The sequence below is a fragment of the Streptomyces zinciresistens K42 genome (genome assembly GCF_000225525.1).
Lineage (GTDB): Bacteria > Actinomycetota > Actinomycetes > Streptomycetales > Streptomycetaceae > Streptomyces > Streptomyces zinciresistens.
This window is the reverse complement of sequence record NZ_AGBF01000056.1, coordinates 1-21922: the sequence shown is the minus strand read 5'-3', so window position 1 is coordinate 21922 and position 21922 is coordinate 1. Positions and strand designations below refer to the sequence as shown.

Here is a 21922-nt window from a genome sequence, read left to right as displayed (position 1 = left end):
TATCGCAACGTGCACCGATGTGAAGGGGACGTGAGCGGGGTCACTTCTTGGAGTTGATGACCGCCTCCATGACGCTCTTGGCGATCGGAGCGGCGAGACCGCCACCGGAGATGTCGCCGCGGACCGCCTTCTCGTCCTCGACGACGACCGCCACCGCGACCGGCGAGCTGTTGTCGACCTTGGCGTAGGAGATGAACCACGCGTACGGCCGGCCGCTGTTGTCGACACCGCGCTGGGCGGTACCGGTCTTGCCGCCCACGGTGACGCCCGGGATCTGGGCGCTCTTGCCGGTGCCGTCCTTGACGACGGTCTCCATCATCGACTGGAGGATCTGGGCGTTGCCGGCCTGGAGCGGCCGGCTCATCTCCTCGGGGTCGGTCTTCTCGATGGCGTCGAGGTTGCTGGTCTGGAGCTCGTCGACCATGTACGGCTTCATCAGCGTGCCGTTGTTGGCGACGGCGGAGGCCACCATGGCCATCTGGAGCGGGGTGGTGGCCGTGTTGAACTGGCCGATGGACGACAGCGCGGTCTGCGAGGCGTTCATGTCGTCCGAGAAGACCGACGCGCTGGTGCGGATCGGGACGAACTGCTCCTTGGTGAACCCGAACTTCTTCGCCGTCTCCAGCATCTTGGCGTTGCCCAGGTCGGCGCCGACCTTGCCGAAGACGGTGTTGCACGAGTACTGGAGGGCCACCCGCAGCGTGGCGTTCTTGCAGGGGATGTTGCCCTCGTTGGGCAGTTCCGTGTTGGTGCCCGTCATGACCCAGGGGTCCGGCGAGTCGGTCCTGCTGTCCGCGTCCTTGTACAGGCCCTGCTCCAGGGCCGCCGCCGCGGTGAGCACCTTGAAGGTCGAACCGGGCGGATAGACCTCGCGCAGCGCCCGGTTGAGCATCGGGTCGTTCGGGTTGTTCTTCTTCTGGAGCTTGGTCCACGCCTTGGAGTCGACCGACGTGGAGTTGCCGGCGAAGGAGCCCGGGTCGTACGACGGGAAGGAGGCCAGGGCCAGGATCTTGCCGGTGGAGGGCTCCAGCGCCACGACGGCACCCTTGCCGCGCGCCTTGAGGCCGTTGTACGCGGCCTTCTGGGCAGCGGCGTTCAGCGTGGTGACGACGTTGCCGCCCTGCTGCTCCTTGCCGGTGACCATGTCGAGGGTCTTGCGGAAGAACAGCCGGTCGTCGTTGCCGGTGAGGATGCCGTCCTCGATGGACTCCAGCTGGTTGGCGCCGAACGCCTGCGAGGCGTACCCGGTGACCGGTGCCCACATGGGGCCGTTCACATAGGTGCGCTTGTACTTGAAGTCGCTGCTGGAGCTCTCCTTCGAGCCCGTGATCGCCTTGCCGTCGACGATGATGTTGCCGCGCGGGCTGGCGTAGCGCTCGATGACCACCCGGCGGTTGTCCTTGTCGGTCCTGAGCTCGTCGGCCCGGACGTACTGGATCCAGTTGTCGCGGACGAGCAGCGCGAGGACGAGGAGTCCGCAGAAGATCGCGATCCGGCGTAGGGGCTTGTTCACGGACGGACCACCTGCGTCATCTCGGCGTCGGGGTTGGGCGCGGGGGCGGGGGCCGGACGGCGCGCGGTGTCGCTGATGCGCAGCAGGATGCCGATCAGGGCCCAGTTGGCGATGACGGAGGAACCGCCGTACGCCACGAACGGCAGCGTCATGCCGGTCAGCGGGATGAGGCCCATCACACCGCCGGCCACGACGAAGACCTGGAGGGCGAAGGACCCGGACAGGCCGATGGCCAGCAGCTTGCCGAACGGGTCGCGGGCCGCGAGGGCCGTGCGCACACCGCGTTCCACGATCAGGCCGTAGACCAGCAGGATCGCCATGACGCCGGCCAGCCCCAGCTCCTCGCCGAACGTGGCGAGGATGAAGTCGGAGTTGGCGGCGAAGCCGATGAGGTCGGAGTTGCCCTGGCCGAGGCCGGTGCCGAGGGTGCCGCCGGAGCCGAAGGCCCACAGGGCCTGCATGACCTGCTCGGTGTGGCCGAACACGCCCTGCCGGCTGAGCTGGTACTCGCGCATCGGGTCCAGCCACGCCTGCACACGCGTCTGGATGTGCGGCTGGAAGCTGGCCACGCCGACCGCGCCGGTCGCCGACATCAGCAGACCGAAGACGATCCAGCTGGTCCGCTCGGTGGCGACGTACAGCATGATGATGAACATCCCGAAGAACAGCAGGGACGTTCCGAGGTCGGTCTCGAAGATCAGGATGAGGATCGAGATGGCCCAGACGACGAGGATCGGCCCGAGGTCGCGGCCGCGCGGCAGGTACAGGCCCAGGAAGCGGCGGCTGGCGAGGGCCAGCGCGTCTCTCTTGACCATGAGATAGCCGGCGAAGAAGACCGCCAGGGCGATCTTGGCGAACTCACCGGGCTGGACCGTGCCGAGGCCGGGGATCTTGATCCAGATCTTGGCGCCGAAGACGTCGGCTCCGAGCCCGGGGACGAGCGGCAGCACGAGCAGGACCAGCGCCGCGGCCATGGAGATGTAGGTGTAGCGCTGCAGGACGCGGTGGTCCTTGAGGAATATCAGCACCGCCACCAGCAGGGCCACGCCCAGCGCGGAGTACAGCAGCTGACGCGGCGCCGCCTCGACGTACTGACTGCTCTGCTGGAGCCGCTTCGACTGGTCGAGCCGCCAGATGGCGACCAGACCGAGGCCGTTCAGCAGGGTGGCCAGCGGCAGCATCAGCGGGTCGGCGTACGGAGCGAACTTCCGTACGGCGAGATGGCCGATGCCGGCCAGCAGGCCGAGCCCGACGCCGTAGCCGAGCAGGCCGGCCGGTACTTCGCCGTTGATCGCCAACCCGACGTTGGCGTAGGCGAACACCGGGATGACGACCGCGAAGACCAGCAGCGCGAGTTCGGTGTTGCGGCGGCTCGGTGCGCCGATCGCACCGATGGTGGACGTGTGGTGCGTCGGCGAGTTCGTTGTACTGCTCATCGTGTGACGGGGCCTCTCACGGCTTGCCTACTGCGTACCGCAGTTCGAGACGACCTTCTGCTCTTCCTCCGAGAGCGTCGGGCCGGGGCTTGGCGTCGCAGTCGGGGTCGGGGAGGTGGACGGGGGAGGTGAGGCGGACTCGGTGGTCGACGGCGTCGACGTCGCCTTGGACGTGAGGGAGGTGAGGCTGGTTCCCTTGGTGCCTCCGGCCTGGCCCTCGCCCGTCTTCGAGTTCTTCTGGCTGCCGGCGGCCTGCCGCTCGGCCCGCTTCTTGCACGCGGAGGCCTGGAGCGCCAGTTCGTCGATCTTCGCCTGGGCGTCCTTCAGGCCGCCCTCGGCGATCGTCGCCTCGACCAGCTTCTGCTGATAGGGCGGCAGGTACTTGAGTTCGATGTCGGGGCGGTCCTTCTCGACCTTCGACAGCGAGACCCAGGCGAGATCCTGGCTGATCCCCCGGTACAGGGCGACGTTCTGCTTGTTGGTGCCGACGTAGTACTGCGTCTGCGTCCAGCGCCAGCCGCCGTACAGGCCACCGCCGACGACGGCGAGCGTGAGCACCGAGTAGAAGGATCTCTTCAGCCACCTGCGGCCCTTGCGGGGCTTGACGAAGTCGTCCTCGGTGTAGTCGCCGAAGCCGTCCGCGGGGGCGTAGCCGGCGGTGTCGCCGGAGCCGGGCGGGCCGAACTCGCCGCCGCCCTGTCCGGGCACCTGGCGGCCGAGCCCGGAGGCGCGGCCCGCGGGGGTCTGCATGATGCCGTTGTCGTGCAGGTGGTGCTGCTGGTTCTCGGCGACCGCGCCGACCACGACGGGGGTGTCCGACAGCTGTGCGGCCAGGGTGTCGCCGGTGTCCAGGTCGAGGACGTCCGCGATGATCACGGTGATGTTGTCCGGGCCGCCGCCGCGCAGTGCGAGCTGGATGAGCTCCTGGACCGTCTCCTGCGGGCCCTGGTAGCTGGCGAGGGTCTCCTCCAGGGTCTGGTGGGAGACGACGCCGGAGAGGCCGTCGGAGCAGATCAGATAGCGGTCGCCGGCGCGGACCTCCCGGATGGAGAGGTCGGGCTCGACGTGGTCGCCGCTGCCCAGCGCCCGCATCAGCAGCGAGCGCTGGGGGTGGGTGGTGGCTTCTTCCTCGGTGATGCGGCCCTCGTCGACCAGGCGCTGCACCCAGGTGTGGTCCTGGGTGATCTGGGTGAGGACGCCGTCGCGCAGCAGGTACGCGCGCGAGTCGCCGACATGGACGAGACCGAGGCGCTGGCCGGTCCACAGCAGGGCGGTGAGCGTGGTGCCCATGCCCTCCAGCTGCGGGTCCTCCTCGACCATCGAGCGCAGCTGGTCGTTGGCGCGCTGCACGGCCGTGCCGAGCGAGGTGAGGATGTCGGAGCCGGGGACGTCGTCGTCGAGGGCGACGATGGTGGAGATCGCCTCGGAGGAGGCGACCTCGCCGGCGGCGGCGCCGCCCATGCCGTCGGCGATGGCGAGTAGGCGGGGACCGGCGTATCCGGAGTCCTCGTTGCCCTCCCGGATCATGCCTTTGTGCGATCCGGCGGCGAAGCGCAGTGACAGACTCATGCGCACCTCGCCCGTCGGCTCCGGGTACATCCGCACGGTGCCCACCCTCCGGTCGGGAGCGCGCCGGGGCCCGGGGTGGGGGCCGCCGCTGCGGGCTCGCTCCGCTCGCGCTCATTCATGACGTGTACTACTTCCGCAGCTCGATGACGGTCTTGCCGATGCGGATCGGCGCGCCCAGCGGAACCGGTGTGGGGGTCGTCAGCCGCGATCGGTCGAGGTACGTGCCGTTGGTGGAGCCGAGGTCCTCGACGATCCACTGGCCGTCCCGGTCCGGGTAGATCCTGGCATGGCGGCTGGAGGCGTAGTCGTCGTCCAGCACGATCGTGCTGTCGTGCGCCCGGCCCAGCGTGATCGTCTGGCCCTGGAGCGCGACGGTGGTGCCGGTGAGGGTGCCCTCGGACACGACCAGCTTCGTGGGGGCGTTGCGGCGCTGGCGGCCGCCGCCCTGCTGGCCGCGCTGCTGCGGCGGTGCCGCCGCCTGCCGGGCGGCCGCCTGCTGCTGTCGTCCGGCTTCACGCCTGGACCCGCGCTGGGTGACGCGCGTACCGAACAGGTCGCTGCGGATGACCTGCACGGCCACGATCACGAACAGCCACAGTACGGCCAGGAAACCCAGCCGCATGACCGTGAGGGTCAGCTCTGACATTGCCCCCGCTTCACCCTTCGGCTTGCCGGTAAATGATGGTGCTGCTGCCCACGACGATCCGCGAGCCGTCGCGGAGCGTAGCGCGGGTGGTGTGCTGCCCGTCCACCACGATGCCGTTGGTGGACCCGAGATCCTGGATCGTCGAGGGCGTTCCGGTCCGGATCTCGCAGTGCCGGCGGGAGACGCCGGGGTCGTCGATCCGCACGTCGGCCTCGGTGCTGCGCCCCAGCACGAGCGTCGCGCGGGAGATCTGGTGGCGGTTGCCGTTGATCTCGATCCAGTAGCGGGTGCGGCCGCCCGCCGCGGGTGCGGCGGGGGGACGCTGGCCGCCCGCGGGCTGCGGGTAGCCGTAGCCGCCGGGACGTCCGCCGGGGGGCGGCGCGGCCGGTATGGGAGGGGCGCCGGAGGGCCCGCCCGCGGGCGGGTAGCCGTAGCCGCCCTGCGCGGCGCCGGGGCGTCCGGACGCCGGCGGGGCGGAGGGCTGCTGGCCCTGCTGGTCGGCGGAGCCGGCGAGCGTACGGCTGCGGACCCGGTACAGGCCCGTGTCCAGGTCGTCCGCCTTCTCCAGATTGACCTTGATCGGGCCCATGAAGGTGTAGCGCTGCTGCTTGGCGTAGTCGCGGACCATGCCGGCGAGCTCGTCGCCGAGCTGGCCCGAGTACGGGCTCAGCCGCTCGTGGTCCGGTGCGCTGAGCTCCACGATGAAGTCGTTGGGGACGACCGTGCGGTCGCGGTTCCAGATGGTGGCGTTGTTGTCGCACTCGCGCTGGAGCGCTCCGGCGATCTCCACGGGCTGGACCTCGGACTTGAAGACCTTGGCAAAGGTGCCGTTGACCAGACCTTCGAGACGCTGCTCGAACTTCTTCAGGACTCCCATGGGGCACCTCCTCCGTCGTTGCCTACGTCCTGTTTCCCGCCGTGCGGGCACTGCCTTACCTGGTACTGCTTACTGATCGTATCCACGCGCCGGTAAATCGGCTGGTTCCCCTCGTCGGCCCGGTCGACAGGTGTCGACGCCCTCGAAAGTTCCCGCGGGAGCTCACCTTCGAACTCCTCAGGGACACCGTCTTGCCATGGATCGTAGAGGTGGCCGCAGACCAGTGTCCCGCACCTGGCTGTGGACCCCGACCGGCTCCTGGGGAGATGCCCGGTACCGGTACGAGGTTGATACGTGAACAGGTTCACGCTGATACGGAACCGGGGGCACCGGATCCGGGGCGGTGCGGGTCCGCGTCCGCCGAGTGCGCTGGTGGGCGCCGGGAGGGCCGTCGTACGGCGGGCTGCCTGGGGATAAGTGAGGTGATCCCACCCTGGGGGGCGTGCTAATGTTCTGCATGTCGGAAGGCGCCGAACCGCACGGAAAGGCCCGGAAGACACACCCAATGCGCGGGTGGCGGAATAGGCAGACGCGCTGGATTCAGGTTCCAGTGCCCGCAAGGGCGTGGGGGTTCAACTCCCCCCTCGCGCACACTCGAAGAGGCGGCATCGTAGACACGATGCCGCCTCTTCTGCTGTGTCCGCGAGGTCGTCCGTCCCCTCGTGTGCTCCGTGCCGTGTGCCGTGTGCCGGCCGGCCGCGCCGCCCTTCACCGCCGTGGCCTGTGATGAAGCTCTCAGGCCACGGCGGTGCTCAGCCCGCCGCGAGGACCGTGGCGAGGGTCACCGCGGCGGGCAGGGCCTGGGCGAAGAGGATGCGGCGGTTGGCGGTGGCGGCGCCGTAGATCCCGGCGACGACGATGCAGGACAGGAAGAAGACCTGGGCCCGCTGGCCGGTCGGGTCGTCGGCGATCAGGCCCCAGACCAGGCCCGCGGCCAGAAAGCCGTTGTAGAGGCCCTGGTTGGCGGCCAGCGGCGCGGTGGCGCGGGCCAGTTCGGCGTCGAAGCCGTGGAAGCGGCGGCCCGGAGCGCGCTGCCACAGGAACATCTCCAGCACCAGGATGTAGACGTGCAGCAGCGCCATGAGGGCGACGAGGACGACTGAGATCGCATGCATGCGGTGATTGTGCCGGTGGGGGGCCGGGCTCCCGGCGGCGGACCGGGCTCCGCGGGGACGCATCGTGCTCCGCGGGGCCGCGGGACTGGTGGTGCGCGAGGTGTACGAGGGGCCGCCGCTGCGGGTGGTGTACCGCCTGACCGGCGCGGGGGCGGCGCTGGAGCCCGCGCTCGCCGCCCTGGGCGGCTGGGCCGGGAAGCATCGGCCCGAGGAGGAGCGGCCCGACGGCTGCTGAGGCGGGCGCCCGCCGGGCGCGGACGGGTTTTCCACAGGTGTGGAGGCCGCCGCGGCAACGGAGTTGTCCACAGGGTCTGACGCGTATCGGCCACCGGTTGTAACGTCGGCACGAGTTGATGTTCGTGCGGGAGCGGGGGAGGCGGTCGGTATGACCGAGGTCGGTGCGCGGAGTGCGGCGGAGGCGGCCGGGGCGGAGCCGGAGTCGGTGACGCGGCGGCTGCCCCGGGTGCGGGGTTTCGCCGAGCGGAGCTGTGGCGGCTCCCCGAAGAAGGAGGGCAAGGCGCTGCGCGAGCGGCTGCCGCGCGGCGAGCACTCCCTGCTGGAGCTGGTCGCGGACCGGCCCGACGCCGTGGCCGCCGTCGAGGAGTCCAACCGCGGCCGGCTCCCCGATCTGGCGCCGATCAGGGTGGGGCGCATGGCGGCGACGCCGTTCGCCTTCCTGCGCGGCTCGGCCGGGCTGATGGCCCACGACCTCGCCCGCACCCCGATCACCGGCATCCGCGCCCAGATCTGCGGGGACGCGCACGCGGGGAACTTCGGTCTGTACGGCGACGCGCGCGGCGGCCTGATCATCGATCTGAACGACTTCGACGAGACGCTGTACGGCCCCTGGGAGTGGGACCTCAAGCGGCTGGCCACCTCGCTGGTGCTCGCGGGCCGGGAGGCCGGGGCGGACGAGGACGTGTGCCGGGAGGCGGCGCACGACGCGGCGGGCGCCTACCGGCGGACCATGCGCCTGCTGGCCAAGCTCCCGGTGCTGGACGCGTGGAACGCGATCGCGGACGAGGAGCTCGTCTCCTACACCGACGCCCATGACCTGCTGGGCACGCTGGAGCGGGTCTCGGAGAAGGCGCGGGCCAACACCAGCGGACGCTTCGCGGCGAAGTCCACGGAAGCGACCGAGGACGGCGGGCGCCGGTTCGTCGACGCCCCGCCGGTGCTGCGCCGGGTGCCGGACGAGGAGGCGGCGGCCGTGGTGGAGGCGCTGGAGGGGTACGTCGCCTCGCTCTCCGAGGACCGGCACCCCCTGCTGGCCCGGCACGCCGTGCACGACGTGGCCTTCCGCGTGGTCGGCACGGGCAGCGTGGGCACCCGGTCCTACGTCGTGCTGCTGCTGGACCACCGCGGCGAGCCCCTGGTCCTCCAGGTGAAGGAGGCCCGCCCGTCGGCCCTCGTCCCGCACCTGGTGACGGCCGGTTTCGAGGTGCCCGGCGAGGAGCACGAGGGCCGCCGCGTGGTCCTCGGCCAGAAGCGCATGCAGGTGGTCAGCGACACGCTGCTGGGCTGGACGACGGTGGACGGCCGCCCGTTCCAGGTGCGGCAGTTCCGCAACCGCAAGGGCAGTGTCGACCCCGCCGCGCTGGCCGCCGACCAGCTCGACGACTACGCGCGGATGACCGGCGCCCTGCTGGCCCGCGCCCACTCGCACAGCGTCGACCCCCGTCTCCTCGCCGGCTACTGCGGCAAGAACGAGCAGTTGGACGAGGCGATCGCCACCTTCGCCCTCACCTACGCCGACCGCACCGAGGCGGACCACACCGACCTGGTGGCGGCGGTGCGCGCGGGACGGGTCGCCGCCGAGATGGGGGTGTGAGAAGCGGTTCCGGCCGGGGAGGGCCGGGGAGGCCGGCCCGTGGGGACGGCGCGGCGTGAAGCGGGCCCGTACGGCGCCGGGGCCGGGTCCGGCGGGGTGCGCGGAGGGCGTGGCGGCGGGCCGCGGGCGGTGGTGGCCCGCCCCCGGGGAGCCGTTGCCAGAAGCGTCGGTTCCGGTGTGGCCTACGCTGGGCGGGTGACTACGCCGGAAGCTGAGCAGTCCCAGGCCGAGACCGCCGGTGCGCCCGCGCCGGGCGGTGACCAGGCGCCCGTCGGCGCGGCCGAGCAGGGTGGTGGGGCACAGGCGCAGGCCGGGTCCGACCAGAGCGCGGCGCGGCCCGAGGAGCGGCTGGAGCGCGCCGTACGGGCCGCCGAGCAGGCGCTGATCGAGTACGAGATCGCGGTGGAGACCTTCCGCGTCGAGGTGGACAACTTCTCCCGGCTGCACCACCAGAAGCTCGGCCCGATGTACGCCCGACTCGACGAGCTGGACGCCCGGATCGCGGAGGCCGTCGCCGCTCGCTCCGGCGACCCCGAGGACATCCGCAAGGCCGAGGAGGCCCGCGCGCGGGTGCTGCCGATGCCCGGCGTCGAGGAGCTGTTCCACGGGTGGATGGACGACTCGGGGCTGTTCCCGGAGGCCGTCGCGATGCTCACGGATCAGCCGGTGCGGCCGCCGCAGCGGGTGCGTCCCAGCGACGAGGCCCGCAAGCTCTACCGCGAGCTGGCCCGCAAGGCCCACCCGGACCTCGCGCAGGAGGCGGACGAGCGCGCCCGGCGCGAGGAGTTCATCACCCGGGTCAACGCGGCCTACGCGCGCGGGGACGAGGCACTGCTGCGCGAGCTGGCCGAGGAGTGGGCCGTGGGGCCGGTGCCCGAGGAGCCCGGACCGACCCCCGCCGAGGATCTCTACGCCCGCCTGGAGTGGCTGGCCCAGCGCAAGGAGATGCTCGCCCTGGTCGCCAGGGAGCTGGAGGAGAGCGCGATCGGTGGGATGCTGCGCCTGGCCCCGGACGACCCGGACCGGCTCCTGGAGGAGATCGCTGAGCAGCTTCTGGCGCAGGTCGCGCGGCGCGAGGAGGAGCTGGCCGGACTGCTCGGCGCGGACGCGGGCGAAGAGGGCTGAGCGCGCCGGCCGGCAGCCGGGGTGCTCCCGGCGGGAGGATCACGGCCCCGCGGTCCGGTCGGGTAGCGTCGGGGCATGCATTTCGGATCTGGCGTACCCACGGTCGAGGTCGCGGACCTCAAGGACGACGACTTCCTGCTGGACGTCCGTGAGGACGACGAGTGGCAGGCGGGGCACGCCGAAGGGGCACTGCACATCCCCCTCAGCGAGTTCGCGGCCCGTTACGGCGAGTTCACCGAGGCCGCTCCGCAGGACGGCCGCGTGCATGTGATCTGCCGGTCCGGCGGACGTTCGGCGCAGGTCGCGATGTACCTCGTCCAGCAGGGTGTGGACGCCGTGAACGTCGACGGCGGCATGCAGGTCTGGGCGGCGGCGGCCCGCCCCGTGGTCGACGGTCGGGGACAGCCCGGCTTCGTCCTCTGACCCGCCCCGGCGCCGCGGGCCGGCGCGCGCGGGGGAGCCCCGGCTCCGCGAACCGACGTGGCGGGCACCGTGCCGGTCAGCTCAGCGGGTGCGCGGCCAGCAGATCCCCGAGGGCGTCCTCGTGCGCCGCCGCCGGGCCGAGCGCCAGCTCCAGGTGCTTGGCCCAGGCGTGGTACCGGTGCAGCGGGTACTCGACGTCGGCGCCGAAGCCGCCGTGCAGGTGCTGGGCCGTCTGCACGACCCGCCGTACCCCCTCCGAGGCCCAGATCTTCGCCACGGCCACGTCCCCGGCCGCGGGCAGCGCCCCCGCGGCCCCCGAGGCGATGCGCCACGCGGCCTGCCACAGCGTGGCCTCCATGGCGCGCAGGTCGATGTAGCGGTCGGCGGACTGCACGGCGACCGCCTGGAACGTGGCGATGGGATGCCCGAACTGCACCCGCCGGCCCGCGTAGGCGGAGGTCATCTCCAGCACCCGTTCCCCCAGGCCGAGGGCGAGCGCGCAGGTTCCCGTGGCCAGCAGCTCCCGCAGCCGCTCCCAGGCCCCCTCGGCCTCCAGGACGTCCTCCGGGACGAGCCGTGCCGCGTCGAGGCGCAGTTCCGCGAGCCGCTCACCGCTGGTGGAGAACTGCTCGGCCAGGGAGACGCCGGGCGCGGTGGGCGGGACCAGGGCGAGGACGGTCCGGTCGTCGGCGGTACGGGCCGGGACGACGACGAGATCGGCGTCGTAGGCCCAGGGCACCGCGGTCTGCGCGCCGTCCAGTACCCAGTTCCCGCCGTCCGGGCGGGCGGTGACCGCGAGCTCGGCCGGGTCGTGGCCGGTGCGGCCGTGGGCGGCGACCGTCAGCACGCTCTCGCCGCGCCCCGCGCGGGCGAGCAGGCCGGTGTGCTCGCCGGGGCCGCCGTACGCCTGGACGGCCGCCAGTGCCGCGCTGTGCTCCAGCAGCGGCACCCGGGCCAGGACCCGCGCCGACTCGCGCAGCACCAGGCAGAGGGCGATCGCGTCGAGGCCGGCCCCGCCGTGCTCCTCGGCGAGCAGCAGGCTCAGCAGGTCGGCGTCGGCGAGGCGGCCCCACAGGGGGCGGTCGAACCCGTCCGCGACGGCGCCGGGCGTGAGCGCGGGAGAGGGCACGGAGTCGGGCGCGACCCCGGCGAACACCCCGCGTGCCGCCTCGGCCGCCGCCCGCTGTTCCTCGGTGAAGGTGAAGTCCACGGTCCCTGCCCTTCCACACGTCCCCAAGCACGGCGATCTGACGGAGCGTCAAGATAGAACAGGTTCTAGGAGAAGGGAATGGCCCCGCCCGGACCCCCGTATGGTGTGGGCATCGGCGGTCCGCCGGGGCTGTGCCCGGCGGGTGGGCCTGAGTACCGTTCCCGTGCGAGCGCCCGGGAGGGCGGACCGGGACCGGGGAACGGGGCAGGATGGACGCGCACGACGCAGGCCCGGACGCGCGGCCGGGGCCCGGGGAGGGGCCGCCGCAGGCTCCGCCGGCCGTCGTGCCCCCCGCCGGACCGGCGCCCGAGGCGGAATCCCGTACGGAGGCGCAGGCTCCGTACGCCGTCGCGTCCCCGGAGGGACCGGAACCCCGTACGGGGGTGGCCGCGCTCTCGCTGAAGTACCAGATCGCCGCCGCCCTCGCGGTCGCGGTCGTGGCCGTCACCGTCTGCGTGCACATCGGCATGGTCTTCCTGCACGTCGCCCCGCCGAACACGATCACCAAGCAGAACGGCAAGGCGATCGACGACTGGATCTACCCGGAGTTCGAGCAGAACTGGAAGCTGTTCGCCCCGAACCCGCTCCAGCAGAACATCGCGGTGGAGGTGCGTGCCCAGGTCGCCACGGCGACCGGCGGCACGCGCACCACCCGCTGGTACGACCTGTCCGCCCAGGACGGCCGGGCCATCGACGGCAATCTGCTGCCGAGCCACACCCAGCAGAACGAACTGCGCCGGGCCTGGGACTTCTTCGTCGCCACGCACGACGCCCGCAACAAGCCCCTCGGCCTGCGCGGGGCGCTGTCGGAGTCGTATCTGCGCAACATCGTGCTGATGCGCCTCGACCGCGAGAACGCGGCCGGGGAGGGCGGTTCCCTCGAACGCGTCCAGGTCCGCTCGCGCACCACCAACGTGCCCCCGCCCCGGTGGAGCGACGAGAAGATCTCCGACAAGCCCACCTACCGGCTGCTGCCCTGGTGGTGGCTGCCGGAGGACCCGACCGAGGGAGCCGACCGGTGAACCGCTTCTCCCTGGCGATCTCCTCCGGGATCGCCAAAGTCACCGAGTCCGCCCTCGGGCCCTACCAGACGGCCGTGATCCGCATCGGCTTCGCGGCGACCTGGCTGCTGTTCCTGCTGCGGGAGTTCCCCAACCGCCGGGAGATGTACGGCCCCGACGGGCCGTGGACGTTCGACCTCGCCCAGCAGCTGATCGGCACGAACGGCGCGTTCACGGCCCTGATGTGGTCGAGCAGTTCGTTCTGGTTCGAGACCGTCTACGTCCTCGCCGTGCTGGCCTGCGTCCTGCTGCTGCTCGGCTGGCGCACCCGCACGATGTCGGTGCTGTTCATGATCGGGGTGCTGTCGCTGCAGAACCGCTCGGTCTTCATGGGCGACGGCGGTGACAACGTCCTGCACCTGATGAGCATCTACCTCGTGTTCACGCGCTGCGGCCTGGTCTGGTCGCTGGACGAGCGCCGCGCCCGGCGCGCCCGTGAGGCACGCGCGCGGGGGGAGCGGGTCGCGCCCGACCGGGCCGGGCCGGCGCTGTGGGCGGTGCTCGGGTTCGGGCTGGTCGCGGTGACCGCGGGAGGCCGGCTCGACGGCGACATCACCGTCCCGGCGATCCTGTGGGGCGTGTGGCTGTCCCTGGGCGTGTGGTGGACCGTGGGGCGGATCACGCGCGCGGTGCAGCCCCGGGTCCTGCTCGACGTCGTCGGCAACGTCGTGCACAACGGCGCGCTGCTGGTGATCATGGCCGAGGCGTGCATGATCTACGCGACCGCGGGCTGGTACAAGGTCCAGGGGTCGCGCTGGCAGGACGGCACGGCGGTCTACTACCCGCTGCAACTGGACTACTTCTCGCCCTGGCCGGCCCTCGCGGAGGCGCTGTCCTCCAGCGGCACCATGGTGATGCTCATCACCTACGGCACGGTCATCGTCCAGGTCGCCTTCCCGTTCACCCTGTTCAACCGGCGGGTCAAGAACGTCCTTCTCGCCGTGATGATGACCGAGCACGCCGTGATCGCCGTCGTCCTCGGACTGCCGTTCTTCTCGCTGGCGATGATCGCGACGGACGCCGTGTTCCTGCCGACGTCGTTCCTGCGGCGCCTCGGCGGGCTGGCCGCCCGCGCGCGGGACCGGCTGCCGCGGCCGGTGCGCGGCGGCGCGGACCGGGCCGGGCTCCCGGAGCCGCGCACCCCGGAGAACCCGGAGCCGACGCACGTAGGCTCGACGGCATGACCGTGACCTCCTGGCACCGGCTCGCCGGGACCTCCGTCCTGCTGGACGGCTTCCACGCCCTCAAGCACGCCGTGCGCTTCGGCGCCGAGGTGCCCGTGGCGGTGGCCGTGGACCGGCAGGCTGCGCTGGCCCTCGCCGACGAGCTGGCGCCGGACGTACGGGACGCGCTCGACGCGCTCCTGACCGAGGTCCCGGAGCCGGTGTACGCCTCCCTGGTGCCGCGTCCGCATCCCACGGCCGTGGCCGCGCTCGCGGTACGGCCGTCGCGCGCGGCCCGTCTCGAACAGCTGGCGCGCACCCCGCGCACCGCCCCCGTCGTGGTCCTCGACCAGCCGCGCAACCTCGGCAACGCGGGCGCGGTGATCCGGCTGGCCGCCGGGTTCGGCGCGACCGGTGTGGTCACCACCGGCACCCTCGACCCCTGGCACCCGACCGTCGTACGCGGCGGGGCGGGCCTGCACTTCGCGACCGCGGTGGAGCGGCTCGGCACGGACGGACTGCCGCCCGGCCCGCTGTTCGCGCTGGACCCGGAGGGCGACGACATCCGGGGCGTGCAGCTCCCGGACGACGCCCTCCTCGCCTTCGGGTCCGAGCGCAGCGGACTCTCGCCCGAACTGCGCTCCCGCGCCGACCACTTGCTGGCCCTGCCGATGCGCCCCCAGGTCTCCAGCTACAACCTGGCCACCAGCGTCGCCATGGCGCTGTACCACTGGAGTCTGGGCGGGGGCGCCGCCGGCCGGTAGGCCGGGTGGCGGCCGCTACGCCTCCCGGCGCACCTCGATGACCCGGAACCGGCCGGCCACGAACGCGCCGTCGCACAGGGCGGCGTTCGCCGCCGCGTTGCCGCCCGAGCCGTGGAAGTCGGAGAAGGCGGCCGTCTGGTTGACGTACACCCCGCCGGTGAGGTTGAGCGACAGCTGGGCCGCCTCCTCGAAGCAGACCTCCTGCACGGCCTGCTCGACCTCGTCGTCGGTGGTGTAGGCGCCGACCGTCATGGCGCCCTTCTCGCGCACGGTCCGGCGCAGCAGCTCCACCGCGTCCGCCGACGAGTCGACGGCGACGGCGAAGGAGACCGGGCCGAAGCACTCGCTCATGTAGGCGGCCTCGTCGTCCGGCTTGGCGCCGTCCAGCTTCACGACGACGGGCGTGCGGACCACCGCGTCCGGGAACTCCGGGTGGGTGATCTCCCGGGAGGCGAGGGCGACCTCACCGAGGCCGGCGGCGGCCTCCAGACGGGCCTTGACGTCGGGGTTGACGATCGCGCCCAGCAGCGCGTTGGCGCGGGCGTCGTCGCCGAGGAGGCCGTCGACCGCGCGGGAGAGGTCGGTGACGACCTCGTCGAAGGTCTTGGGGCCCTGGTCGGTGCGGATGCCGTCGCGGGGGACGAGCAGGTTCTGCGGGGTGGTGCACATCTGGCCGCTGTACAGCGACAGCGAGAAGGCCAGGTTCGCGAGCATGCCCTTGTAGTCGGCCGTGGAGTCGACCAGCACGGTGTTGACGCCGGCCTTCTCCGTGTAGACCTGCGCCTGGCGGGCGTGGGACTCCAGCCAGTCGCCGAACGCGGTCGAGCCCGTGTAGTCGATGATCCGGACCTCGGGGCGCAGGGCCAGGGTCTTGGCGATGCCCTCGCCGGGGCGCTCGGCGGCCAGCGCGACCAGGTTCGCGTCGAAGCCCGCCTCGGCCAGCACCTCGCGCGCGACCCGCACGGTGAGCGCGAGCGGCAGCACCGCGCGCGGGTGCGGCTTCACGAGGACCGGGTTGCCGGTGGCCAGGGAGGCGAACAGGCCCGGATAGCCGTTCCACGTGGGGAAGGTGTTGCAGCCGATGAGCAGGGCGATGCCGCGCGGGACCGGGGTGAACCGCTTGGTCAGCGCGAGCGGGTCGCGCTTGCCCTGCGGCTTGGTCCACTCCGCCGTGTCGGGCGTGCGGACCTGCTCGGCGTAGGCGTAGGCCACCGCCTCCATGCCGCGGTCCTGCGCGTGCGGGCCGCCCGCCTGGAAGGCCATCATGAACGCCTGGCCGGAGGTGTGCATGACCGCGTGCGCGAACTCGTGCGTCCGGTCGCTGATCCGCCGGAGGATCTCCAGGCAGACCACGGCGCGCAGCTCCGCGCCCGCGTCGCGCCACCGGCGCATCCCGGCGCGCATGGCGGGCAGCAGGACGTCGACGTCCGCGTGCGGGTACTCGACGCCCAGCTCGATGCCGTAGGGGGAGACCTCGCCGCCCACCCAGCCGTCGGTGCCGGGCTGGCCGAGGTCGAGGCGGTCGCCGAGGAGCGCGTCGAAGGCGGCCTTGCCCGCGGCCGCGTCCAGGCTGCCGCCCTCCCCGTACGCCTTGGGGTGCTCCGGGTGCGGTGACCAGTACGCGCGGGTGCGGATCGCTTCCAGCGCCTGGTCGAGGGTGGGCCGGTGCGTGGCGATCAGCTCGTGGGTGGTCAGTTCGGCGGTTGCCATGCGGGACCAACTCCTCGTTTCCTGAGCTCTCCGTCGAGCTCATGACCTGGGCAGAAACATGGGCGGGAACAGGCGGTCAGGGTTAGAGTAACCGAACGATCGGTCGGGACAAGGGGGACCGGCGCATCTGTGGAAAACCCCGTGCGGGAGGATCGCGCACATGACAGCACTCGACCTCAGCAGCCCCGTGGCCGTCGTCGGCACCGGCACGATGGGCCAGGGCATCGCCCAGGTCGCGCTGGTGGCGGGCCACCCGGTGCGGCTGTACGACGCCGTTCCCGGGCGGGCGCGGGAGGCGGCCGACGCGATCGGCGCCCGGCTCGACCGGCTCGTGGAGAAGGACCGGCTCACCGCCGCCGACCGCGACGCGGCACGGGCCCGGCTGCTGCCGGCCGACGCGATCGCCGAACTGGCGGACTGCTCCCTGGTCGTCGAGGCCGTCCTGGAGCGCCTCGACGTCAAGCAGGACCTCTTCCGTGAGCTGGAGGGCGTCGTCTCGGAGGACTGCCTGCTCGCGACGAACACCTCGTCGCTGTCCGTCACGGCCGTCGCCGGCGTCCTCGCGCAGCCGGGCCGCTTCGTCGGCCTGCACTTCTTCAACCCGGCACCGCTGCTGCCGCTGGTGGAGGTCGTCTCCGGGTTCGCCACCGACGTCACCTCGGCCACGCGCGCGTACGAGACGGCACGCGCCTGGGGCAAGACCCCGGTGGCCTGCGCCGACACCCCCGGCTTCATCGTCAACCGGATCGCCCGGCCCTTCTACGCCGAGGCGTTCGCGGTCCACGAGGCGCAGGGCGCCGACCCGGCCACCATCGACGCGGTGCTGCGCGAGTGCGGCGGCTTCCGGATGGGCGCCTTCGAACTCACCGACCTCATCGGGCAGGACGTCAACGAGTCGGTGACGCACTCGGTGTGGCGGTCCTTCTTCCACGACGTGCGCTTCACGCCCTCGCTCGCCCAGCGGCGCCTGGTCGAGTCGGGCCGGCTCGGCCGCAAGAGCGGCCACGGCTGGTACGACTACGCCGAGGACGCCGACCGGGACGGGCCGCACACCGCGGAACCGGCCGCGCCCCCGTCCCACGTCGTGGTCGAGGGCGACCTGGGCCCCGCCGCCGAACTGCTCCCGCTGATCCGCGAGGCGGGCATCGCGGTGCGCGAGGAGGAAGAGGACCACGGCACGCGCCTGGTGCTGCCGAGCGGCGGCCAGCTCGCCCTGGCCGACGGGCAGACGTCGGTGGAGTTCCGCGACGTCGTCTACTTCGACCTCGCCCTCGACTACCGCCGCGCCACCCGGATCGCGCTGTCCGCCTCGCAGGACACCGCGCCGCGGACCCTCCTGGAGGCCGTCGGGCTCTTCCAGGCGCTCGGCAAGGACGTCAGCGTCATCGGAGACGTGCCCGGCATGATCGTCGCCCGTACGGTCGCGCGGATCGTCGACCTCGCGCACGACGCCGTCGCCAAGGGCGTCGCCACCGAGGAGGACATCGACACCGCGATGCGGCTGGGTGTGAACTACCCCCTCGGCCCCTTCGAGTGGAGCCGCCGGCTCGGCCGGAACTGGGCGTACGCCCTCCTCGACGACCTGCACCTGCGGGACCCCTCGGGGCGCTACGCGCCGTCCCTGGCGCTGTACCGGCACGCGTACGCCTCCGACAAGCGGCGGGGCGGCACCTCATGACCCCGGGAGGGCAGCGGCGGATGACCATCGTCAAGCGCGACACGTACACCCCGGAGACGCTGCTCACGGTCGCCGTGCAGGTCTTCAACGAGCGCGGCTACGACGGCACGTCCATGGAGCACCTCTCCCGGGCGGCAGGCATCTCCAAGTCGTCGATCTACCACCACGTCACCGGCAAGGAGGAACTGCTGCGCCGGGCGGTCAGCCGGGCCCTGGACGGCCTCTTCGGCATCCTCGACGAGGAGCACGCGCGCGCGGGGCACGCCGCCGACCGGCTGGAGTACGTGGTGCGGCGCATGGTCGAGGTGCTCATAGCCGAACTGCCGTACGTGACGCTGCTGCTGCGGGTGCGCGGCAACACCGACACCGAGCGCTGGGCCCTGGAGCGCCGCCGCGACTTCGACCACCGGGTGGCCGCGCTGCTGAAGGCGGCGGCCGACGACGGCGAGGTGCGCGCCGACGTGGAGGTGCGGCTGGCGACCCGCCTCGTCTTCGGCATGGTCAACTCCATCGTGGAGTGGTACCGCCCGGACGGCCGCGGCATGGACGAGCGCGAGGTCGCCGAGACGGTGGCCCGGCTGGTCTTCGGCGGGCTGCGCAAGGCGGGCTGACCGGGGCCCGGGGCGGCGGGGTCCGCCCCGACCCGGTCCGCGGGTCAGCCCTGGGGCTCCAGGTCCTCCTCCTCGAAGACCAGCAGGGTGCGGGTGCTGAGGACCTCGGGGATCGCCTGGAGGCGGGTGAGGACCAGTTCGCGCAGTGACCTGTTGTCGGGTGTGTGCACCAGCAGCAGGACGTCGAAGTCGCCGCCCACCAGGGCGATGTGCGCGGCGCCGGGCAGCCGCCGCAACTCCTCGCGGACCGTGCGCCAGGAGTTCTGGACGATCTTCAGGGTGATGTACGCCGAGGTGCCCTGGCCCGCGCGCTCATGGTTGACGCGGGCACCGAAGCCCCGGATGACGCCGTCCTCGATGAGGCGGTTGATACGCGCGTAGGCGTTGGCGCGCGAGACGTGGACCCGCTCGGCGACCGACCGTATCGACGCGCGTCCGTCCGTCTGGAGCATCTGGAGGATGTCCTCGTCGACCGCGTCGAGCGGACGGGCGGGCGGTGGCGGGGGGCCGCCCTCCGCGCCGACGGCCATTTGTTCAGCGTCCATGTCCCCCCACCCTCCTCGCGTGGACGTCCTGCGTTCATTGGAGGCTGTGGAGAACCGTTTGTCCACAGCCTGGGGGCGCGTGTAGCCAAAATGTGCCGACGACCGAACAATCGGTAGGTGAGGCGCGTCACCGAAGCCGCGCCTCCCACAGCCACTCCCACGAGGAGGTGCCGTCATGACGGTCATGGAGCAGCGGGGCGCGTACCGGCCATCGCCGCCGCCCGCCTGGCAGCCCCGTACGGACCCCGCGCCGCTGCTGCCCGACGCCGAGCCCTACCGCGTCCTCGGCACCGAGGCGGCCGAGCAGGCCGACCCGGACCTGCTGCGCCGGCTGTACACCGGGCTGGTGCGCGGCCGCCGGTACAACGTCCAGGCGACCGCGCTCACCAAGCAGGGCCGCCTCGCCGTCTACCCGTCCAGCACCGGCCAGGAAGCCTGCGAGGTGGCCGCCGCGCTCGCCCTGGAGGAGCGCGACTGGCTCTTCCCCAGCTACCGCGACACCCTCGCCGTCGTCGCCCGCGGCGTGGACCCCGTCGCGGCCCTGACCCTGCTGCGCGGTGACTGGCACACCGGCTACGACCCCCGTGAGCACCGGGTGGCCCCGCTGTCCACGCCGCTCGCCACCCAGCTCCCGCACGCCGTCGGCCTCGCGCACGCCGCCCGCCTCAAGGGCGACGACGTGGTCGCCCTCGCCATGGTCGGCGACGGCGGCACCAGCGAGGGCGACTTCCACGAGGCGCTGAACTTCGCGGCCGTGTGGCAGGCACCGGTCGTCTTCCTCGTCCAGAACAACGGCTTCGCGATCTCCGTACCGCTCGCCAAGCAGACCGCGGCACCGACACTGGCCCACAAGGCCGTCGGCTACGGGATGCCCGGCCGGCTCGTCGACGGCAACGACGCGGCCGCCGTGCACGAGGTGCTGCGCGACGCCGTGCGGCGGGCCCGCGAGGGCGGCGGCCCCACCCTGGTGGAGGCGATCACCTACCGCGTGGACGCCCACACCAACGCCGACGACGCCACCCGCTACCGCGGCGACTCCGAGGTCGAGACCTGGCGCGAGCACGACCCGATCGCCCTCCTGGAGCGCGAGCTGACCGGGCGCGGACTGCTCGACGAGGCCGCCAGGGAGGCGGCCAGGGACGCCGCCGAGGCCATGGCGGCCGACCTGCGCGCGCGCATGAACGAGGACGCCCCGCTCGACCCGGCGGACCTGTTCGCCCACGTCTACGCCGAACCCACCCCGCAACTGCGCGCACAGCAGGCCCAGCTGCGGGCCGAGCTCGACGCCGATTCGGAGGGGTCGCACCGATGACGACCGTCGCCGTCAAGCCGGCCACCATGGCGCAGGCCCTCACGCGCGCGCTGCGCGACGCCATGGCCGCCGACCCGTCCGTGCACGTCATGGGCGAGGACGTCGGCACCCTCGGCGGTGTCTTCCGGGTCACCGACGGGCTCGCCGCGGAGTTCGGCGAGGACCGCTGCACCGACACCCCGCTCGCCGAGGCGGGCATCCTGGGCACCGCCGTCGGCATGGCCATGTACGGTCTGCGCCCGGTCGTGGAGATGCAGTTCGACGCGTTCGCCTACCCGGCGTTCGAGCAGCTCATCTCGCATGTCGCGCGCATGCGCAACCGCACCCGCGGCAGGATGCCGCTCCCGATCACCATCCGCGTGCCCTACGGCGGCGGCATCGGCGGGGTCGAGCACCACAGCGACTCCTCCGAGGCGTACTACATGGCGACCCCGGGGCTGCACGTGGTCACGCCCGCGACCGTCGCCGACGCCTACGGCCTGCTGCGCGCCTCCATCGCCTCCGACGACCCGGTCGTCTTCCTGGAGCCCAAGCGGCTGTACTGGTCGAAGGACTCCTGGAACCCGCAGGAGCCGCCGGACGTTGAACCGATCGGCCGCGCGGTGGTGCGGCGCTCCGGCCGGAGCGCCACGCTGATCACGTACGGACCGTCCGTGCCCGTCTGCCTCGAAGCCGCCGAGGCGGCGCGCGAGGAGGGCTGGGACCTGGAAGTCGTCGACCTGCGCTCGCTGGTGCCGTTCGACGACGAGACGGTCGCGGCCTCGGTGCGGCGGACCGGACGGGCGGTCGTCGTGCACGAGTCGGGCGGGTTCGGCGGCCCGGGAGGGGAGATCGCGGCCCGCGTCACGGAGCGCTGCTTCCACCACCTGGAGGCGCCGGTGCTGCGCGTGGCCGGCTTCGACATCCCCTACCCGCCGCCGATGCTGGAGCGGCACCACCTGCCCGGCGTGGACCGGATCCTGGACGCCGTGGGGCGTCTTCAGTGGGAGGCCGAGAGCTGATGCCACAGGTGCTGGAGTTCAAGCTCCCCGACCTCGGGGAGGGGCTCACCGAGGCGGAGATCGTGCGCTGGCTGGTCCAGGTCGGCGACGTCGTCGCGATCGACCAGCCCGTCGTGGAGGTCGAGACGGCCAAGGCGATGGTCGAGGTGCCCTGCCCCTACGGCGGTGTGGTCACCGCCCGCTTCGGCGAGGAGGGCACGGAACTGCCCGTCGGGGCCCCGCTGCTGACGGTGGCCGTGGGCGCCCCCGCGGACGGCCCCGCCCAGGCCGAGGGCTCGGGGAACGTGCTGGTGGGATACGGCACCTCCGAGGCACCGGCACGCCGTAGGCGG

General features: G+C 72.5%; 21 protein-coding genes and 1 tRNA gene. 13 read left to right on the top strand and 9 right to left on the bottom strand.

All coding sequences use genetic code 11. The features are described from left to right. Positions 1 to 40: 40 nt before the first annotated feature. The 5 genes from SZN_RS17705 to SZN_RS17685 all read right to left on the bottom strand — a co-directional run bounded on the left by SZN_RS17705 (position 41) and on the right by SZN_RS17685 (position 6041). Complete coding sequence (locus tag SZN_RS17705) at positions 41 to 1513, bottom strand: peptidoglycan D,D-transpeptidase FtsI family protein (RefSeq protein ID WP_007496884.1); 1473 nt, start codon at positions 1511 to 1513, stop codon at positions 41 to 43. Next, positions 1510 to 2949 carry an FtsW/RodA/SpoVE family cell cycle protein gene (locus tag SZN_RS17700; RefSeq protein WP_007496878.1) on the bottom strand — a complete coding sequence of 480 codons (1440 nt, stop codon included), beginning with the start codon at positions 2947 to 2949 and terminating at the stop codon, positions 1510 to 1512. The genes SZN_RS17705 and SZN_RS17700 overlap by 4 nt, the downstream gene beginning before the upstream one ends. Before the next feature lie 27 nt (positions 2950 to 2976). After that, positions 2977 to 4548 (bottom strand): Stp1/IreP family PP2C-type Ser/Thr phosphatase, encoded by a 1572-nt coding sequence (locus SZN_RS17695; RefSeq protein WP_007496876.1) that lies wholly within the window; start codon positions 4546 to 4548, stop codon positions 2977 to 2979. Between the two features lie 97 nt (positions 4549 to 4645). Continuing rightward, the gene (locus SZN_RS17690; RefSeq protein ID WP_007496874.1) at positions 4646 to 5164 is read right to left on the bottom strand and encodes an FHA domain-containing protein FhaB/FipA; all 519 of its coding nucleotides are present in this window, start codon (positions 5162 to 5164) and stop codon (positions 4646 to 4648) included. Between the two features lie 10 nt (positions 5165 to 5174). Then, complete coding sequence (locus tag SZN_RS17685; RefSeq protein ID WP_007496872.1) at positions 5175 to 6041, bottom strand: FhaA domain-containing protein; 867 nt, start codon at positions 6039 to 6041, stop codon at positions 5175 to 5177. 507 nt (positions 6042 to 6548) lie between these two features. Here SZN_RS17685 and SZN_RS17680 point away from each other — a divergent pair. Further along, positions 6549 to 6632, top strand: a tRNA-Leu gene (locus tag SZN_RS17680). Positions 6633 to 6793: 161 nt separating this feature from the next. On the opposite strand, the gene SZN_RS17675 is transcribed toward SZN_RS17680, so the two are convergent. After that, complete coding sequence (locus tag SZN_RS17675; protein ID WP_007496869.1) at positions 6794 to 7156, bottom strand: DUF1304 domain-containing protein; 363 nt, start codon at positions 7154 to 7156, stop codon at positions 6794 to 6796. Between the two features lie 64 nt (positions 7157 to 7220). On the opposite strand from SZN_RS17675, the gene SZN_RS38760 reads away from it, so the two are divergent. The 4 genes from SZN_RS38760 to SZN_RS17655 all read left to right on the top strand — a co-directional run bounded on the left by SZN_RS38760 (position 7221) and on the right by SZN_RS17655 (position 10535). Then, positions 7221 to 7391, top strand: a complete 171-nt coding sequence (locus SZN_RS38760) for a winged helix-turn-helix transcriptional regulator (protein ID WP_007496868.1) — start codon at positions 7221 to 7223, stop codon at positions 7389 to 7391. 150 nt (positions 7392 to 7541) lie between these two features. Continuing rightward, positions 7542 to 8987, top strand: coding sequence for a DUF2252 domain-containing protein (locus SZN_RS17665; protein ID WP_007496865.1), 1446 nt, complete (start codon positions 7542 to 7544; stop codon positions 8985 to 8987). A 195-nt stretch (positions 8988 to 9182) separates the two neighbouring features. Further along, positions 9183 to 10112, top strand: coding sequence for a J domain-containing protein (locus SZN_RS17660; protein WP_043731398.1), 930 nt, complete (start codon positions 9183 to 9185; stop codon positions 10110 to 10112). Between the two features lie 75 nt (positions 10113 to 10187). Further along, complete coding sequence (locus tag SZN_RS17655) at positions 10188 to 10535, top strand: rhodanese-like domain-containing protein (RefSeq protein WP_007496861.1); 348 nt, start codon at positions 10188 to 10190, stop codon at positions 10533 to 10535. Between the two features lie 76 nt (positions 10536 to 10611). Here the strand turns inward: SZN_RS17655 and SZN_RS17650 are convergent, their stop codons facing one another. Then, entirely contained in the window at positions 10612 to 11745 is a 1134-nt protein-coding gene (locus SZN_RS17650; RefSeq protein ID WP_007496860.1) for an acyl-CoA dehydrogenase family protein, read from the bottom strand. Between the two features lie 209 nt (positions 11746 to 11954). On the opposite strand from SZN_RS17650, the gene SZN_RS17645 reads away from it, so the two are divergent. The 3 genes from SZN_RS17645 to SZN_RS17635 are packed head-to-tail and all read left to right on the top strand — an operon-like array spanning position 11955 to position 14733. Then, complete coding sequence (locus SZN_RS17645) at positions 11955 to 12767, top strand: DUF5819 family protein (protein ID WP_007496858.1); 813 nt, start codon at positions 11955 to 11957, stop codon at positions 12765 to 12767. Continuing rightward, positions 12764 to 13990 carry an HTTM domain-containing protein gene (locus SZN_RS17640; RefSeq protein WP_007496856.1) on the top strand — a complete coding sequence of 409 codons (1227 nt, stop codon included), beginning with the start codon at positions 12764 to 12766 and terminating at the stop codon, positions 13988 to 13990. The genes SZN_RS17645 and SZN_RS17640 overlap by 4 nt, the downstream gene beginning before the upstream one ends. Further along, the gene (locus tag SZN_RS17635) at positions 13987 to 14733 is read left to right on the top strand and encodes a TrmH family RNA methyltransferase (RefSeq protein WP_007496854.1); all 747 of its coding nucleotides are present in this window, start codon (positions 13987 to 13989) and stop codon (positions 14731 to 14733) included. Before SZN_RS17640 ends, SZN_RS17635 begins: the two co-directional genes overlap by 4 nt. A 15-nt stretch (positions 14734 to 14748) precedes the next feature. Here SZN_RS17635 and paaN read toward each other — a convergent pair whose 3' ends face one another. Beyond that, positions 14749 to 16443 carry a phenylacetic acid degradation protein PaaN gene (gene paaN, locus SZN_RS17630; RefSeq protein ID WP_007496853.1) on the bottom strand — a complete coding sequence of 565 codons (1695 nt, stop codon included), beginning with the start codon at positions 16441 to 16443 and terminating at the stop codon, positions 14749 to 14751. A gap of 160 nt (positions 16444 to 16603) precedes the next feature. Between paaN and SZN_RS17625 the strand changes: the two genes are divergently transcribed. Both SZN_RS17625 and SZN_RS17620 read left to right on the top strand, forming a co-directional pair. After that, positions 16604 to 18121, top strand: coding sequence for a 3-hydroxyacyl-CoA dehydrogenase (locus tag SZN_RS17625; RefSeq protein WP_007496851.1), 1518 nt, complete (start codon positions 16604 to 16606; stop codon positions 18119 to 18121). A gap of 20 nt (positions 18122 to 18141) precedes the next feature. Then, entirely contained in the window at positions 18142 to 18732 is a 591-nt protein-coding gene (locus tag SZN_RS17620) for a TetR/AcrR family transcriptional regulator (protein WP_007496850.1), read from the top strand. A 44-nt stretch (positions 18733 to 18776) separates the two neighbouring features. Here the strand turns inward: SZN_RS17620 and SZN_RS17615 are convergent, their stop codons facing one another. After that, positions 18777 to 19277, bottom strand: coding sequence for an Lrp/AsnC family transcriptional regulator (locus SZN_RS17615; RefSeq protein WP_244313377.1), 501 nt, complete (start codon positions 19275 to 19277; stop codon positions 18777 to 18779). 175 nt (positions 19278 to 19452) lie between these two features. Here SZN_RS17615 and pdhA point away from each other — a divergent pair, with 175 nt between their 5' ends. From pdhA to SZN_RS17600, 3 genes are all read left to right on the top strand, one after another. Then, entirely contained in the window at positions 19453 to 20589 is a 1137-nt protein-coding gene (gene pdhA / locus SZN_RS17610; RefSeq protein WP_007496846.1) for a pyruvate dehydrogenase (acetyl-transferring) E1 component subunit alpha, read from the top strand. Then, positions 20586 to 21590, top strand: coding sequence for an alpha-ketoacid dehydrogenase subunit beta (locus SZN_RS17605; RefSeq protein ID WP_007496844.1), 1005 nt, complete (start codon positions 20586 to 20588; stop codon positions 21588 to 21590). Before pdhA ends, SZN_RS17605 begins: the two co-directional genes overlap by 4 nt. Next, positions 21590 to 21922: biotin/lipoyl-containing protein (locus tag SZN_RS17600; RefSeq protein ID WP_007496843.1), on the top strand; the 333-nt coding region annotated here is incomplete at its 3' end. The genes SZN_RS17605 and SZN_RS17600, both read left to right, overlap by 1 nt.

Coding starts and splice junctions, on each gene's coding strand:
- SZN_RS17675 (WP_007496869.1), bottom strand. CDS start 7,156: ATGCATGCGATCTCAGTCGTCCTCGTCGCCCTCATGGCGCTGCTGCAC.
- SZN_RS17605 (WP_007496844.1), top strand. CDS start 20,586: ATGACGACCGTCGCCGTCAAGCCGGCCACCATGGCGCAGGCCCTCACG.
- SZN_RS17655 (WP_007496861.1), top strand. CDS start 10,188: ATGCATTTCGGATCTGGCGTACCCACGGTCGAGGTCGCGGACCTCAAG.
- pdhA (WP_007496846.1), top strand. CDS start 19,453: ATGACGGTCATGGAGCAGCGGGGCGCGTACCGGCCATCGCCGCCGCCC.
- SZN_RS17625 (WP_007496851.1), top strand. CDS start 16,604: ATGACAGCACTCGACCTCAGCAGCCCCGTGGCCGTCGTCGGCACCGGC.
- SZN_RS17635 (WP_007496854.1), top strand. CDS start 13,987: ATGACCGTGACCTCCTGGCACCGGCTCGCCGGGACCTCCGTCCTGCTG.
- SZN_RS17700 (WP_007496878.1), bottom strand. CDS start 2,949: ATGAGCAGTACAACGAACTCGCCGACGCACCACACGTCCACCATCGGT.
- SZN_RS17645 (WP_007496858.1), top strand. CDS start 11,955: ATGGACGCGCACGACGCAGGCCCGGACGCGCGGCCGGGGCCCGGGGAG.
- SZN_RS17690 (WP_007496874.1), bottom strand. CDS start 5,164: ATGTCAGAGCTGACCCTCACGGTCATGCGGCTGGGTTTCCTGGCCGTA.
- SZN_RS17620 (WP_007496850.1), top strand. CDS start 18,142: ATGACCATCGTCAAGCGCGACACGTACACCCCGGAGACGCTGCTCACG.
- SZN_RS17615 (WP_244313377.1), bottom strand. CDS start 19,277: ATGGACGCTGAACAAATGGCCGTCGGCGCGGAGGGCGGCCCCCCGCCA.
- SZN_RS17665 (WP_007496865.1), top strand. CDS start 7,542: ATGACCGAGGTCGGTGCGCGGAGTGCGGCGGAGGCGGCCGGGGCGGAG.
- SZN_RS17695 (WP_007496876.1), bottom strand. CDS start 4,548: ATGTACCCGGAGCCGACGGGCGAGGTGCGCATGAGTCTGTCACTGCGC.
- SZN_RS17685 (WP_007496872.1), bottom strand. CDS start 6,041: ATGGGAGTCCTGAAGAAGTTCGAGCAGCGTCTCGAAGGTCTGGTCAAC.
- paaN (WP_007496853.1), bottom strand. CDS start 16,443: ATGGCAACCGCCGAACTGACCACCCACGAGCTGATCGCCACGCACCGG.